This is a genomic window from Archangium primigenium (assembly GCF_016904885.1).
GTDB classification, from domain to species: domain Bacteria; phylum Myxococcota; class Myxococcia; order Myxococcales; family Myxococcaceae; genus Cystobacter; species Cystobacter primigenius.
Map to the genome: position 1 here is coordinate 4,587,889 of NZ_JADWYI010000001.1, position 14,761 is coordinate 4,602,649.

10 protein-coding genes are annotated in these 14,761 nt (G+C 72.0%); 6 read left to right on the forward strand and 4 right to left on the reverse strand.

The annotated features are described in order from the left end of the window. Positions 1–21: 21 nt before the first annotated feature. On the forward strand, positions 22–2,691 hold the full coding sequence (locus I3V78_RS19115; RefSeq protein WP_204489904.1) for a phosphoenolpyruvate carboxylase: 2,670 nt from the start codon (positions 22–24) through the stop codon (positions 2,689–2,691). A gap of 64 nt (positions 2,692–2,755) precedes the next feature. On the opposite strand, the gene I3V78_RS19120 is transcribed toward I3V78_RS19115, so the two are convergent. Continuing rightward, the gene (locus tag I3V78_RS19120; protein ID WP_239576489.1) at positions 2,756–3,649 is read right to left on the reverse strand and encodes a hypothetical protein; all 894 of its coding nucleotides are present in this window, start codon (positions 3,647–3,649) and stop codon (positions 2,756–2,758) included. Between the two features lie 194 nt (positions 3,650–3,843). Between I3V78_RS19120 and I3V78_RS19125 the strand changes: the two genes are divergently transcribed. Continuing rightward, entirely contained in the window at positions 3,844–4,200 is a 357-nt protein-coding gene (locus I3V78_RS19125) for a TIGR02266 family protein (RefSeq protein WP_275583604.1), read from the forward strand. Between the two features lie 20 nt (positions 4,201–4,220). Here the strand turns inward: I3V78_RS19125 and I3V78_RS19130 are convergent, their stop codons facing one another. The 3 genes from I3V78_RS19130 to I3V78_RS19140 form a co-directional block, all read right to left on the reverse strand. Continuing rightward, positions 4,221–4,709, reverse strand: a complete 489-nt coding sequence (locus I3V78_RS19130) for a GNAT family N-acetyltransferase (RefSeq protein ID WP_204489906.1) — start codon at positions 4,707–4,709, stop codon at positions 4,221–4,223. Between the two features lie 79 nt (positions 4,710–4,788). Continuing rightward, on the reverse strand, positions 4,789–5,847 hold the full coding sequence (locus tag I3V78_RS19135) for an alpha-ketoacid dehydrogenase subunit beta (RefSeq protein ID WP_204489907.1): 1,059 nt from the start codon (positions 5,845–5,847) through the stop codon (positions 4,789–4,791). Positions 5,848–5,851: 4 nt separating this feature from the next. Continuing rightward, on the reverse strand, positions 5,852–6,859 hold the full coding sequence (locus I3V78_RS19140; protein ID WP_204489908.1) for a thiamine pyrophosphate-dependent enzyme: 1,008 nt from the start codon (positions 6,857–6,859) through the stop codon (positions 5,852–5,854). Between the two features lie 327 nt (positions 6,860–7,186). Between I3V78_RS19140 and I3V78_RS19145 the strand changes: the two genes are divergently transcribed. The 4 genes from I3V78_RS19145 (at position 7,187) to I3V78_RS19160 (ending at position 14,755) form a co-directional block, all read left to right on the forward strand. Beyond that, positions 7,187–8,926 (forward strand): PP2C family protein-serine/threonine phosphatase, encoded by a 1,740-nt coding sequence (locus tag I3V78_RS19145; protein ID WP_420840423.1) that lies wholly within the window; start codon positions 7,187–7,189, stop codon positions 8,924–8,926. Continuing rightward, entirely contained in the window at positions 8,923–11,451 is a 2,529-nt protein-coding gene (locus I3V78_RS19150) for a tetratricopeptide repeat protein (protein ID WP_204489909.1), read from the forward strand. The genes I3V78_RS19145 and I3V78_RS19150 overlap by 4 nt, the downstream gene beginning before the upstream one ends. Beyond that, positions 11,448–12,359, forward strand: coding sequence for a PhnD/SsuA/transferrin family substrate-binding protein (locus I3V78_RS19155; protein WP_204489910.1), 912 nt, complete (start codon positions 11,448–11,450; stop codon positions 12,357–12,359). Before I3V78_RS19150 ends, I3V78_RS19155 begins: the two co-directional genes overlap by 4 nt. A gap of 167 nt (positions 12,360–12,526) precedes the next feature. Beyond that, a complete protein-coding gene (locus I3V78_RS19160; protein ID WP_204489911.1) occupies positions 12,527–14,755 on the forward strand; it encodes a TonB-dependent receptor plug domain-containing protein in 2,229 nt (742 codons plus the stop codon). The last annotated feature ends 6 nt before the right edge of the window (positions 14,756–14,761 follow it).

A 14,761-nucleotide genomic window follows, 5' to 3' on the forward strand; every position in this document is an offset into this window, starting at 1 on the left:
GGCGGCCTAGCGTGCCGCGTCATGCCTCCCATTCGCCACGTGGATCTGCCGCTGCGCCAGGACGTCCGGCTCCTGGGCCAACTGCTCGGGGAAGTCATCATCGAACAGGAGGGCCAGGCTGTCTTCGAGCTGGAGGAGCGCGTGCGCCGGCTCTCCATCGATCGCCGCCGGGGGCCCAAATCCGGCCGCCGCGCCGCCGCCTCGGAGCTGGCCGCGCTCCTGCGCCGCATGCCCCTGGAGCAGGCCGAGCCCGTGCTGCGCGCCTTCTCCACGTACTTCCGCCTGGTCAACCTGGCCGAGCAGAACCACCGCGTGCGCCGCACCCGCGAGCACCAGATCTCCGGCCAGCGTGGCGCCCAGCGCGGCTCGCTCGAGGCCGTGATGCAGCAGCTCAGACAAGCGGGGGTGAGCGCCGCGAAGCTGCGCGAGACGCTCCAGGCCATGCGCGTGACGCTCACGCTCACCGCGCACCCCACCCAGGCCGCGCGCCGCACGGTGCTGGAGAAGACGTACCGGCTCGCCCGGCTGATGGAGAACCGGGACCGCTGCCAGCTCACGCCCCGCGAGAAGGCGGACACGCACCTGGCCATGCGCGAGGAGATCTCCGCCCTGTGGCAGACGGACGAGCTGCGCCGCGAGCGCCCCACGGTGGGCGACGAGGTGAAGAACGTCCTCTGGTACGTGGAGGAGGTGCTGGCCGAGCAGCTCGCGCTCATGCCGGAGACGCTGCACTGGGCCTTCGAGCGCGCCTATGGCGAGCCCCTGGGCGTCATCGTCGCGCCGGTGCGGGTGCACTCGTGGGTGGGCGGCGACATGGACGGCAACCCCCTGGTGACGCCCGAGGTGTTCGCCGACACGCTGCGCGCCCACCGCGCGCGCGGCCTCCGGGCGCTGCGCGAGAACATCTCCCGGCTCGGGTGGGTGCTCACCCAGTCCGAGCGCCACACCCACGTGTCCGAGGAGCTCCGGGCCTCGCTCGCCGAGGACGCGCGCGCCCTGCCCGAGGTGATGGCGCGCTACGGCGCCCGCACCGAGGGCGAGCCCTGGCGCCGCAAGCTGCGCTTCATGGAGGGCCGGCTCCAGGCCGCGCTCGCCTACGTGGAGGGCCGCCGCGCGGGGAAGACGGAGCCCTTGCCCGAGGCCGCCTACCGCTCACCCAAGGACTTGCTGGAGGACCTGGCGCTCCTGGAGCGCTCGCTCAACGAGGCCCGGGCGGGGCACGCGGGCGTGCGGGCCATCCGCCGCTTCATCGCGCTGGTGCACGCGGTGGGCTTCCACCTGGCGGAGCTGGAGGTGCGCGCGCCGGCCGAGGACGCGCGCAGCGCCGCCGCGTCGCTCAAGGGCGGCCCCGCGCCCACCGAGGGCGGCAAGCGGCTGCTCGCGGTGCTCCAGCGCATGCGCGAGGCCCAGGAGGAGTCGGGCGAGGGGTGCTGCCGCACGCTCATCCTCTCCATGGCCTCCACCGCCGAGGACGTGCTGGCCGCCTTCGAGTGCGCCCGGGGCGTGGGCCTGTGGGACGAGGCGCGCGGGTGCGCCACCGTGGACGTGGTGCCCCTGTTCGAGCAGCTCGGGGCGCTGGATGACGGCCCGGGCGTGCTGCGCCAGCTCTTCACCCACGACGTCTACCGCCAGCACTTGAAGGCGCGCGGGGTGCAGGAGGTGATGGTGGGCTACAGCGACTCGGGCAAGGAGGTGGGCCTGCTCGCCGCCAACGCCGCGCTCTACCGGGCCCAGTCCGCGCTCACCCAGGTGGCGCACGAGGCCGGGGTGCGGCTGCGGCTGTTCCACGGCCGCGGCGAGACGGTGGCGCGCGGCGGTGGCCCCGCCCAGGCGGCCATCCTCGCGCTGCCGCCGGGCAGCGTGGCGGGCACCTACAAGGCCACCGAGCAGGGCGAGGCGTTGGACCACAAGTACGCCCGGCCCGAGCTGGCGCGGCGCACCCTGGAGCTGGTGCTCGGCGGCGTGCTCCTGCACACGCTGGATGCCCAGCCGCGCCTGGCCCCCGAGGAGGAGCCCACGTTCCGCGCCACCTTCGACGAGCTGGCGGAGACGGGCCGCCGCGCCTACCGCGCGCTCGTCTGGGAGGATCCGGCCTTCGTGCCCTTCTTCCAGGCCGCCACGCCCATCGAGGAGATCTCCGCGCTGCCCATCGGCTCGCGCCCGAGCAAGCGCTCCGCGGGCGGCCTCGAGTCCCTGCGCGCCATCCCCTGGGTGTTCTCCTGGACGCAGAACCGCGCCATCCTGCCGGGCTGGTACGGGGTGGGCGCGGCGCTGGAGTCCGTGGGCTCGCGGCCCGACGGGCTGCGGCTCTTGCACCGCATGTACAAGCAGTGGCCCTACTTCCGCGCCGTCGTCGACAACGTGGCCATGGTGCTCGCCAAGTCGGACATGGCCATCGCCTCGCGCTACGCCGCCCTGGCGCCCGAGTCCACGCGGGACTTGTGGGAGCGCATCCGCGCCGAGTACACGCGCACCCGGCGCTGGGTCAAACGCGTGACGGGCGAGTCGCGCCTGCTGGCCAACAACCGGCAGCTCCAGCAGAGCATCGCCCTGCGCAACCCCTACATCGATCCCATGTCCTTCCTGCAGGTGGAGCTCATGCGTCGCAAGCGCGCCGGCGAGGACCACTGCGACCGGCCGCTCTTGCTCACGCTCAGCGGCATCGCCGGCGGCATGCGCAACACGGGGTGAGGCGTCCGGCCCGGGGTGGAGTGGGGGAGGGGAGCGTGCCCCTTCCCCCCGCCTCATCGCACGGCTACGGCACGCACACGCCCACGCCCGAGGCGTTCTGGAGCGGCTCGCACCGGCCGCTCGCGCAGGAGGGCGAGCCCGAGGGCGAGCGGCACAGGGCGCGGCACACGAAGCGCGCGCCTTCCGACACGCACGCGCTGCCCGGGGCGCAGTCGTTGGAGTACGTGCAGGTCTGGCCCGCGCCCAGGGCGCCCGCCGTCACGCACACGTTGCCGCTCTGGGGCGAGGGGTAGCAGGCCAGCGGCGAGGCGCACCCCTGGGCGAGCACGTCACACGCGGCGCCCGGCGCGCCGCACACGCGCGGCAATTCGTTGGTGCCCGTGAAGCGCACCACCTCCACGCAGTCCTGCGGCGCGCGGCAGCCCTCGCCCCCATAGCAGAAGCGCTTGCAGGTGTAGGGCGTGCTGCCGCCCGACGGCGTCTCCTGGGACGTGCAGGCCAGCCCCGGCTGGCAGTTGTCGTAGAAGTCGCCGTCCACCGTGGCCGTGCTCGCGCAGCTGGCGCCCTCGGCCACCGTGCCCGAGCCCGTGGGCACGCAGCGCCGTGCCGTCACGTCGCCCCGGGTCACGTAGGTACAGCGCGAGCCCACCGCGCAGTTCTGCGCCACCACGTCGCACTCCGCCGCGAAGCACACGTTGCCCTGGCCTCCGCCGGCCAGGGTGCCCCGCAGACACGTCTCGCCCGCGCCACAGCCCGTCTGCTTCGCCACGTCGCAGCCCGAGGCCACCGGCGGCTCCTGCGGGCCGCCATCGCCCGGCGGCACGCCGCCATCCCCTCCGCCTCCATCCAGGATGACGCCCGCGTCGCTACCCGGACTGCCCGTGTTGTCCCCGCCACACGCCCCCATCGTCAGCCCGATGAGGAGGACTCCACTCCAGAGGAGAAAATCCGCTCGCATTGCTGCCTCCGTTGGTTCTCGCGAACGGGACTAATAAGACGTTCGGGGAGAAACGGACCCCCCTTGAACGACACATGGAGGACAGCGGACACTTGCTCGGACGTGAGGGCATCTGAGTGGATGCGCCCATCCGGGGCACTTCCTATAAAGGACTCACACGTCTCACACGCCCGAGGGAATCAGTGCGCATGACCATGAAGACAGCCGACGCAGTGCCCCCAGCGGCGACGTCATACGCCAACCGGCGAGCCTACGAGCGGATGAGCGCCCGGTTCGACGTGCGCTTCAAGGAGGCGCGTGACGCGGCGCGCGCGCTGCACGCCTACTCGCTCAACCTGTCCGCGGGGGGCCTGTGCCTGCGCACCAGCCGCGCCTACGACGTGGGCGCGCGCGTGCAACTGCAGATGCGCGTGGAGGGCGAGGACTTCGAGCTGGAGGGCGTCGTGTCGTGGGTGCGCGATGACGCCGAGGCCATCGGCGTGCGCTTCGTCGACGTGTCCTCGGGCGATCAGGAGCGGCTGCAGCGCGTGGTGTCCAGCTTCAAGCGCTGAGCCCCGGGCGGGGCCCCGCCTCAGCCGTGCTGGCCCTCGAACTCGGCGTAGCGCATGACGGTGCGGCTCACCTGCACGAAGCCGCACGAGGCGTAGAAGCCCTGGAGCGTCTCCTGGGCATAGGCGCTGATCTCGATGCGCTTGACGCTCAGGGCCCGGGCGCCACAGCGCTCGATCACCTGCTGGATGAGGGCCCGGCCCACGCCGCGGCGCCGCCAGCCCTCCGTCACCACCAGCTCATCCACCGTGGCGATCCGACCGCGCAGCCTCAACTGGGGCCGGTGCGACAGCGACACCATGCCCACGGGCCGGTCCTGGAGGTCCGCCGCCACGAAGATCTCGATCTCCGGATGGCTGATGACCCAGTGGACCGTCTGGGCATCCGAGCCATGGGGGTAGCCCATCTCGCGCAGGAGCGTGGCCAGGCTCTCGGCGTCGCCGCGGCGCGCGCGGCGGATGCGGAAGGGAGTAGCGTCGGAGCTCGGGGGTCTGGAGGAAGTCGGTTGCACGCGGGTGTAAGTCTACACGATGCCGCCCCCGTTGAAGACTCGGAGCGGCCCGGAAAGGCCTCCAGACCCCGCTTTTCCGTCAGGGCTGTTCAGCGGCCAGCGCGCGCAGGGCGGCGGTGATGTCCGCCTGCTGGGGCACGGAGGCCATCTCCAGCGTGTCGGCCAGGCCGATGCCGGGCAGGAACTTGCCCGCGAGCAGCCGCGGCGGCGCGAGCAGCTTGTAGAAGAGTTCCTCCACGGTGCGGCGCACCAGGTGCTCGCCGAAGTTGGTCACCTCGGTGTCCTCGTTGACGTAGAGCACGCGGCCCGTCTTCTCCACCGAGCCCTTGATGAGCTCCCAGTCGTAGGGCCAGAGCGAGCGCATGTCGATGACCTCGGCGTCCACGCCCTCGGCGGCCAGGTCGTCCGCGGCCTTCTTGCACAGGGGAAGGGTGCGGCCGTAGCTCACCACGGTGAGCTGCGCGCCCGGGCGCACCACCTTGCCCTTGCCGATGGGCACCGCGTAGCCCGTGAGCTCCGCGGGCCACTGGGGCTGCCACTGCGAGCGGTCCCCGAGCGGCGCGTCGATGAGCTTGCTCAGGAGCTTGTCGTCGTCCGGCTCGCCCGGAATGCGCTCCTCGCCCTTGATGCGCAGGAGCGCCTTGGGCTCCAGGTACATGACGGGGTTGATCTCCTGGCAGGCGGAGATCATCAGCCCGTAGGCATCCAGCGGGTTGGAGGGGATGACGATTTTCCAGCCGGGGATGTGGGTCGCCGTCGCGTCGAACGAGTGCGAGTGGTAGATGGAGCCGCGGATGCCGCTGCCCACCGGGGTCTTCACCACCATGGGCAGGTTCCAGTCCCCGTGGGTCGCCCAGCAGGTGTTGCCCGCGATCTTCAGCAGATCGATGGTGTTGTAGATGTAGTCGGCGAACTGGATCTCCGCGACGGGGCGCTGGCCGGCCATGGCCAGACCAATCGCCATGCCGATGATGCCGCGCTCGTCCAGGGGCGTGTTCCACGCCGTCTTGAGGCCCTGGGTGGCGGTGAACACGCCGCCCAGGGGCGCGCCCACGTCCTCGCCGAAGATGTCGGTGACGCCCAGGTTCTGCTCGGCGTAGTGCAGGGCCATGCGAACGGCCTGTGCCATGTTGGCCATGGGTCTACTTCCTCTCCGCGTAGATGTGGTTCCAGATGGTCTCGGGGCCGGGCAGGGGCTCCTCGCGCACCTGCCGCGCGAGCGCCGCGATCTCCTCGGTGTGGCGCGCGCGCACGCCGTCCATCTGCTCGCGCGTGAGCACGCCGTCCGCGAGCAGCCGCTCCTCGAAGCGCACCAGGCAGTCCAGCTCGCCGCCCACCATGTTGGCGCCCGACGCCGAGGAGTGCCCGTACAGGCGCGACACCTTGGCCTCCATGAGGAAGGGCTTGCGCTCGCGGCGCACGTACTCCATGGCCTCCTTGAGCTCGCGCCAGGCCGTGACGGGATCGTTGCCGTCGATCGTCTTGGTGCGGATGTTGAAGGCGCGGCCCCGGTCGGCCACGTTCGTCTCGCCGTGCTGGGTGGCGGCCGGCGTGGAGATGCCCCACTGGTTGTTGGTGACGATCATCAGCACGGGCAGCTCCGTGCCCGGGCGCGAGCTCCACACCAGGCACGAGGCGAAGTCGCCCTCGGCCGTGCCCGCGTCGCCGCCGGTGACGATGGTGATGCCCTCGCCGCCGTGGCGCTTCTGGGCCAGCGCCGTGCCCGGCGCCATGACGTACTGCACCTCGATGGGCGAGGACACGGGGGCGATGTTCCAGGCGCGCTTGGAGAAGTGGCCCGCGAAGTTGCGGCCGCCCGAGTACGGGTCGGACGCCGTGTTCTTCATCTGCCGCAGGGCGCCGATGGGCTCCTCGCCCAGGGCGAGCATCGTGGCCGACTGCCGGTAGTGCGCGTGCAGGTAGTCGTACGCGGGGCCCTGGCCCTTCTTCATCAAGAGACCCAGGGGCACGTTGAAGGCCTCCTCGCCGGGGCCTCCGATCCAGAAATAGCCGTGGCCCTGCTTGTACATCTGGATGAGCCGCTCCTCGAGGACGCGGGCCTTCACCATCAGGTCATGCATCCGCACGAGCAGGTCGCGCTCGAGCGGGGCCGTGTCTTCTTCACGGTTGAGGAGGCGGGGTTTGGACACGCGCATCTCGGAGGTTGGAGGGGAAAGAACGCGGACCCCTATACCGCGTGACCGGAGGCGCTTCACGCGCGAATGCATGGCGCGACGCGGCACACCCGGGTGGGGTGAAACGAGCCATCACCCGGCGCGTGGGGCGCGGTGCCCCGCGAGCAGGCGAGCGAGGCCCTGGAAGGTCCGCAAAGGAGGGACCGGACTGGAAGACCTGGGAGATCGCGCAAGCCCGAAATTGAGCTACAGTCGATCAGCCTCCAAGATTCCGATAAAAACCCGCGCCCCCGCGACGCGGGCGACGACGACCCGAGCCTCTCCCCCCCCCGAGCACGCCCCTTGTCCAACGCCCCCCTGCCGCTGCCTCCGCCCCCCGAGGGGCCGCTCGAACCCCATGAGCCCACCCGGACCCGGGTGGGGGGTCACACCTCGACCATGGTCTCGCCGCTGTATCCCGAGGCGACGAGCACCGTCATGGCGCCCATGGAGGCGGGCGAGCTGCCCGACGTGGCGGCGGTGCGGGGCCCGCGCCTGGACCAGCTGCTGTTCGTCACCACGGGCGTGCTGGTGGGCGTCATCGTGGCGCTGCTGGCCGGCGTGGCGTGGATGTCCACGAACGCCCAGTTCGAGGAGGACTCGGGGCGCTTCACCCGGCAGGTACAGAAGCAGGCCACGGAGCTCGGGCAGACGCTCAGCCACACCCTGTCGCTCACCTCGGCCACGTCCCTGCGCGACAACAACTACGCCTTCCTCGGCGAGGTGGCGCGCTCCATCATCACCGACAACCCGAACATCCTCCGGGTGCAGATCTACGACGCGGACAGCCAGCTGGCCGCGGACTCGGCGCCGGACGCGAAGCTGGGCACCACCACCGAGCGCAAGCCCGAGCGGCGCGGCATGAGCGCCATCTACCAGGGCAAGCCCATCATCGAGTACCAGGAGCCCATCGACTACGGCTCCCAGGACGGGCAGGGCGTGGTCGTCATCAGCTACTCCATGGAGTCCCTGCAGAACCAGCTGCACGAGCTGGAGGACGCCAAGCGCGTGCAGCTGCGCCGCAACGCCACCACCATGGCGGGCCTGGGCCTGGGCTTCCTGCTGGTGTCCTTCGTGCTCGTGGCCCTGCTCGCCCGGCGCATCACCCGCCCGCTGCACCTGCTCTCGCGCCAGGTGATGCAGCTGGCCGCGGGTGACCTGAGCGCGCGCACCGGCGGGGTGACGGGCGCCGGGCGCGAGGTGACGACCCTGGGCGTGGTGTTCAACCACATGGCCGAGCGCATCAACGTGCTGCTCGAGGACGTGCGCGTCAAGGCGCAGCTGGAGCGCGACGTGTCGCTCGCGCGCACCGTGCAGGAGACGCTGCTGCCGGGCCGCGAGGCCTACCAGGCGGACACCGTGCGCGTGGCGGGCCTCGTCGTCGCCGCGGACGCGTGCGGCGGGGACTGGTGGTCGCGCGCCATGCTGGACGAGCGCCGGCTGGTGGTCGGCATCGGGGACGTGACGGGCCACGGGCTCGCCACCGCGCTGGTCGCCACGAGCGCCACGAGCGGCTTCGCCGCGGCGCTCACCATGCGGCCCCCCGAGGAGATCACCGCCCAGCTGCTCATCACCTCGCTCAACGTCACCATGGCCCACGTGGGCCGCGGCGAGCACCAGATGTCCAGCGCGCTGGCCGTCATCGACACCCAGACGGGCGTCATCGACTACGCGGCCGGCAGCCACCCGAGTCCGCTCCTGCTCAACCGTCAGACGGGCCAGGTGTCCGGCCTGCAGACGCGCGGCGCGCTGCTCGGCGCGTCGCCCAACTCCCAGTACACCTCGCGCCAGGCACAGCTGCGGCCCGGGGACCTCATCGTCTGGTACACCGACGGCCTCACCGAGTGTCGCGACGCGCGCGAGAAGCCCTACGGCACCCAGCGGCTCGCCGCCGCGCTGCAGGCCAACGCGCACCTGCCCGCCGAGGCCCTGCGTGACGCCATCCTCGCGGATGCGCGCGCCCATGGCGCCGGCCGGCCGGCCCAGGACGATGTCACCGTGATTGTCGCCGAGTACAGCCCCGCTTCCCCCCGAGTCGCATGAGTCGCTCTTCCCGCCCAACCGTCCGCCGCCTCGTCGCGGCCCTCGTCGTCGCGCAGTCCCTCGGTGGTGGCGCCGCCCTGGCGCAGTACCGCCCTCCACCCATGACGGAGGCCCAGCGGCTCGTGCGCGAGGGCGAGACCGCCCAGGTGGACGCGAGCAGCGCGGCCACCTCCGGTGACAAGAAGCGCGCCGAGGCGCGCTACCGCAAGGCGCTGGAGCTGTTCGAGAAGGCCCTCGCCGAGGAGCCCACCAGCGTGGCCGCCGCGGCGGGCGTGGGCGCCGTGGGCCTGGCGCTGCAGGAGCACGAGCGGGTGGCCGCGCTCGTGACGCCGGTGTACGCCGCGCGCTCCGACGCGCTCGAGCTCGCCTACCCCCTGGGCATCGCGCTCTTCAAGCTCAAGCGCTACGACGAGGCGGTGCCCGTGCTGCGGCAGGTGTCCGCCGCCAACCAGCCCGAGCACCTGCTCGTGCACTACTACCTGGGCAACTACTACGCGCTCCTGTCCCAGCAGGGCGACGAGGCGGTGGCCGAGCTGCAGACGTACCTGGCCCTGCGGCCGGAGAAGATCGCCGGCAACGACTTCCAGATCCACGAGCTGCTCGGCCGCGGCCACCTGCTGAGGAACGACCCCGCGGCGGCGCGCCTGTCCTTCGAGCGCGCCCAGGTGGGCCGTCCCGAGTCGGTGTCGCTGCAGATGGGCCTGGGCGCGGCGCTGGAGCTGGAGGGCCGCATGGCCGAGGCCCTGACGCTGCTCGAGGGCCTCACCCGGCGCTTCCCCCGGGTGCCCGAGGTGCGCGAGCGCCTGGGCCGGTTGCTGCTCGAGTCCAATGACCTGCCGGGCGCGGATGCGCAGACCAAGGCGCTGGTGGCGCTCGGCGCCACGGCGTCGGCGCACCTGCTGCAGGGTGACGTGCGCATGGCCCAGGGCCGTCCCGCCGAGGCGGAGACCGAGTACCGCGAGGTGCTGCGGCAGCTGCCCAACGACGTGGGCGCGCAGATCTCCGTGGGCATGGCGCTGCAGCGCCAGGGCCGCAACGAGGAAGCCATCGCGTTCCTGGAGGGCGCCGTGCAGTCGGGCGCCAACAGCCTGGAGCTGTGGTCCACGCTGGGCAGCGTGAACCGCCGCGCCGGCCGCTACGCCCGCGCGGTGGAGGTGCACCGGCGCGTGGTGGAGATGGCGCCCCAGCGCGCGCTGGGCCACGTGCTGCTGGGCGCGGATCACTTCGCCACCGGGCAGTGGGACCTGACGATCGACGACTACGCCCAGGCGCTCAAGCTGGAGCCCGACCACGCGGGCGCGAAGAAGTGGCTGGGGCGGGCCCTGGCCCACCGGGCCCGGGATCGCGCGGGCGGTGGCCGGGTGGACGACGCCGTGCGCGACCTGCGCCGCGCCTTCGACCTGGAGCGCTCCTCGGCCATGGCGCGGCGGCTGGGCGCGGCCCTGTTGCAGCAGGGCTCGCACGCCGAGGCGCGCAAGGTGATGGAGCAGGGCGTGCAACTGCCCGAGGCGGCCTGGCGGGATCACCTGCTGCTCGGCTACGCGCGGCTGGGCGCGGGCGCCCCCAAGGAGGCGCTCGCCGCCTTCGAGCAGGCCGGGAAGATGGCGCCGGACAGCGCGTCGCTCTCGGACGTGTCCGCGGGCTCGGCGCTCGCGGAGCTGGAGCTCGGCCAGGTGGACGCCGCGCTCAAGCGGCTCAACGAGCCGGGCGCGTCCAAGCGCGCCACCGAGGTGGCCCGCGCCAACCTGTCGCGCGCGCACCTGCGCCGCGCCTTCGCCCGGCTGGAGGCCGGGGACGGCGTCGGGGCCCGCCAGGACGTGGAGGCCGCGGAGCGCGCGGGCCTGGGCGGCGGCACCTCGGAGCTGGGCCGGCTCGGCACCTTCTCCAAGGCGCTCGCGCAGGCGGAGGAGGGCCGCTTCGCGGACGCGAGCGCGGGCCTCAAGCGCGCGCTCACGCCCCTGCCGGACTGGGCGCGGCCCAACACGCGGCAGCTCGCGGACGCCTTCGTGCTCTACCTGAAGGACGCCCTGCCGCAGTCGCGCCGCATGCTCACGCTGGCCACCAAGCGGCCCATCCCCGAGCAGTCCCAGTGGACGGCGCACTTCACCAGCGCCCTGCACCGGCGCGAGGCCGAGCGCGCCTATGCCTCGGGCAACATGCGCGCCGCGGACAAGGCGCTCAAGGCCGCGCTGGCGCTCGCGCCGGACAGCCTCGCCCTGCAGCACAACCTCGCGTGCGTGGCCTACCGCTCCAACAAGACCGCCGAGGCCGTGGCCGTCTGGCACCGCCTGGAGGGCTCGCTGCCCCAGGCCACGCTCAACCTCGGCATCGACGCGCAGGAGCGTCGCCACAACGTGGGCGAGGCCGTGGATGCCTATCGCCGCTACCTCGCCGCGTCGCCGGGCGCGCGCACCGCCGCCGTGCGCGAGTGGAAGGACCGGCTGCAGATGATCTACGGGATGAATGACGCGGCCGCCCCCGCGACCGCCCCCTCCAGCGCCACCGCCTCGGACACCACGCCATGAACCGCCTCCGCTCGCTCTTTCTCGGCCTCGCGCTCCTGGGCGCCGGCTGGGTCACCCCCGTCCAGGCGTCCGCCAAGAAGGCCACGCTCGGCGTCTTCCTGCCCACCACGCTCACGGATGGTCAGGAGCGCTTCCAGTACGCCGAGTCCCTCGCGGGCCGCCTGTCCAAGGCCACCGGCCGCCCCACGTCCGCCAAGAGCTTCGCGCGCTACGAGGACTTCACCCGCGCCATCTCCGAGGGCCTCATCGACTTCGCCGTGGTGGATGCCTGGGCCGCGGTGCAGCTCGGCGCCAAGGCGACCCCGGTGGCGCTCGCGCCGCTCGCCGGCGAGACGTCCCAGCGCTGGGCCATCGTGTCCAACGCCAAGGGCTCGGTGAAGGATCTGGCCGGCAAGCGGCTCGCCATCGTCAAGGGCGCCGGCGCCGTGGATCCCCGCTTCGTCACCAACGTGGTGTTCGCCGGGGACCTGGATGCCAAGAAGCACTTCAAGCTGACGCCGGTGCCCAACGTGGAGTCGGCGCTCAAGATGCTCGAGGCCAAGGGCGCCGAGGCCGCGCTGGTGCCGCTTGCGCACGTGCCCGCGGGCATGCGCGTGCTCTTTCGCAGCGCCAAGGTGCCCGGCGCGCTGCTCATGGGCATGCGGGGCGAGGCGGACGAGCTGACCGAGAGCCTGCAGAAGCTCGAGCCGGTGGCGCCCTTCGGCGCCTTCGTCGCGCCCCAGGGCCGGGAGGTGGAGGAGCTCCGCAAGCAGCTCGCCACGGGTCCTTCCCGCCGTCAGCCCGTGCTGGCGGACGCGCCCGCACTGCGTGTGGAAACCCGGGCCCTCCTGGAGCCCGGCGTCCTGCAGCCCGTGCTGCCCTCCTTCGCGGACGCCCTGGACGTGACGGCGGAGCAGCCGGACGACTGAGACGGGAAGGAGGCGACTTTTGCCTCCTCGCGACGCTAGACTGCCTGGCAGTCAACCCCTTGGCGCTCAGGGACAGCCGTCGCAAGGACGGCTCGGGGAGTGTGCCTTCCGCGGCCCCGCTCGTGTCCTCGACGCCAGCTCCTTCACCTCGTGGGACGTAGAGAACGATGCATTCGACACGAATCGTGTGGCCGCGCGGCACGGCGGCTCAACTCCTCGCTCTGACGTGTCTGCTCAGCGCCGCCCCCGCCCTGGCGCAGACGAACAAGCGTCCCACGGACGCGCCCCAGGCCAGCAAGCCGGCACCTCCGCCCGCGGCCGCGCCTCCCGCGTCCAACGTTCCCCAACGCGCGCCCTTCACCGGGCCGGTGATGTCGCGTCCGCTGCCGCCGCCCTCGGGCCTGGCCAGCGTGGACATCCCGGATCCGCTCGCCTCGCCGGACGGCGAGTCGCTCGAGGCGTCCGTGCAGCAGCTGCTCAGCGAGGCCATGGTGTCCACGGCCTCCAAGCGCAGCCAGCGCATCGCGGACGTGCCCATGACCATCTCCTGGATTCCCGCCGAGGAGCTGGAGGGCACCGGCCAGTTCACCCTCTGCGAGGCCATCCAGTACTTCCCCGGCATGGAGTGCCGGCGCGGCTCCATGCGCAAGGCGGCGGTGAGCGCGCGTGGCCTCGGCTCCAACTACCTGTCCAACCGCCTGCTGCTCTTGCAGGACGGCCGGCCGCTGACGGACCCCTGGACGGGACAGTTCTACGCGGACGAGACCACGCCGCTCGTCAACCTCAAGCAGATCGAGGTCATCCGGGGCCCGGGCTCCGCGCTCTACGGCTCCAACGCCTTCAGCGGCGTCATCAACCTCATCCAGCGCCAGCCCTCGGACCTGATGCAGGAGGGGCGGGACTTCGGCGTGGATGGCCGGGTGCTCGCGGGCCAGAACAACACCTTCCGCGCGCAGGCCACGGCGGCGGGGCGGGGCGGTCCGGTGGAAGCGCTGGTGAACTACTACGGCTTCCGCTCGGATGGCCCGCAGCTCTTCAACGATCCGAAGACGGGCCGGGTGGACACCAACGAGGGCTCCCTGGTGCACCAGGTGAGTGGCCGGGTGAACGTGAAGAACGTGTCGCTCGACGCCTCCTTCACCAGCGCGGACATCGGTCGTCCGGGTGGCCAGATGCTGTCGACCGTGGGCAACTGCGGCCGCTGCCACTACACGCCCAACGACGTGGAGCACGTGCAGAACTTCAACGCGAGCGCCCAGGTCGACCAGCAGGTGACGGACAACCTGCGCGTGTTCGCCCAGGCGTACACGTTCTTCAAGCGCCGCGAGGTGGTGCTGGAGAACGCCTTCGTGGACAACGCGCCCCAGCCCACGCTCGGCAAGCGGCGCCGGCTGGGTGGTGAGGCGCGCGGCCTCCTGTCGCTCGGCGACGTGACGGTCACCTTCGGCGGTGACTACAAGAACGACCTCGTCAACAACTCCAACGTGCTGCCCGGCCTCACGCTGGACGACACGCACCAGCAGATCCTCGGCGGCTTCCTGGACGCGGAGTACCGGCCCACCAGCCGCGTGGTGCTCAGCGCCGGCGCGCGCTACGACAAGTACCTCATCCCGGAGACGGTGTGGCAGGCGCGCACGGATCAGCTCTCGCCGCGCGCGAGCGCCGTGTTCCACGCCCGGCCGGACCTGACCCTGCGCGCCAACTACGGCCGCGCCTTCCGCGCGCCCACGCTCGCGGAGCTCGCCATCAACCAGCAGATGTACGCGGCCACGCTCATCGGCAACGGCTCGCTGCGCGCCGAGACGCTGGACACGGTGGAGGCGTCGGTGGACTTCTGGCCCTTCAACCGCACGGTGCGCCTGACGGGCACGGGCTTCTACAACCTGGCCAAGAACTTCATCAATCAGGAGCTGCTCTTCGGCTCCACGTCGCGCTTCGAGAACATCGGGGATGCGCGCGTGGTGGGCCTGGAGCTGGAGGCCGCCGCGCAGGTGGCCGCCATCAACTCCTCGTTCGACGTGGCCTACCAGTTGCTCGACGCGCGCTCGCTCGCCTCGGGCTCGCGCCTGGAGCAGCCCCTGGACTACGCGCCCAACCACCGCGTGTACGCGCGCGGCCGGACGAACTTCGGCAAGGTGGCCTTCGCGGAGCTGTACGCGCTCTTCGTGGGCGCGCGCTTCGATCCCGGCTACCTGGCCAACCCCTCCACCGGCACCCTGGAGCGCGTGAAGTTGCCGAGCTACTTCACCACCAACGCGCGCGTGGGCGCCAACGTCACCAAGGGCCTCACGGTGTCCCTGCTGGGCAGCAACCTCTTCAATGCCCGGTACGAGGAGTCCCACGGCTTCCCCGCGCCTCCGCTGAGTGTCTTCGGCGAGGTCAAGTACCAGTACTGAGCCCCC

Coding starts and splice junctions, on each gene's coding strand:
- I3V78_RS19125 (WP_275583604.1), top strand. CDS start 3,844: ATGAAGACAGCCGACGCAGTGCCCCCAGCGGCGACGTCATACGCCAAC.
- I3V78_RS19135 (WP_204489907.1), bottom strand. CDS start 5,847: ATGGCCAACATGGCACAGGCCGTTCGCATGGCCCTGCACTACGCCGAG.
- I3V78_RS19160 (WP_204489911.1), top strand. CDS start 12,527: ATGCATTCGACACGAATCGTGTGGCCGCGCGGCACGGCGGCTCAACTC.
- I3V78_RS19120 (WP_239576489.1), bottom strand. CDS start 3,649: ATGCGAGCGGATTTTCTCCTCTGGAGTGGAGTCCTCCTCATCGGGCTG.
- I3V78_RS19115 (WP_204489904.1), top strand. CDS start 22: ATGCCTCCCATTCGCCACGTGGATCTGCCGCTGCGCCAGGACGTCCGG.
- I3V78_RS19155 (WP_204489910.1), top strand. CDS start 11,448: ATGAACCGCCTCCGCTCGCTCTTTCTCGGCCTCGCGCTCCTGGGCGCC.
- I3V78_RS19150 (WP_204489909.1), top strand. CDS start 8,923: ATGAGTCGCTCTTCCCGCCCAACCGTCCGCCGCCTCGTCGCGGCCCTC.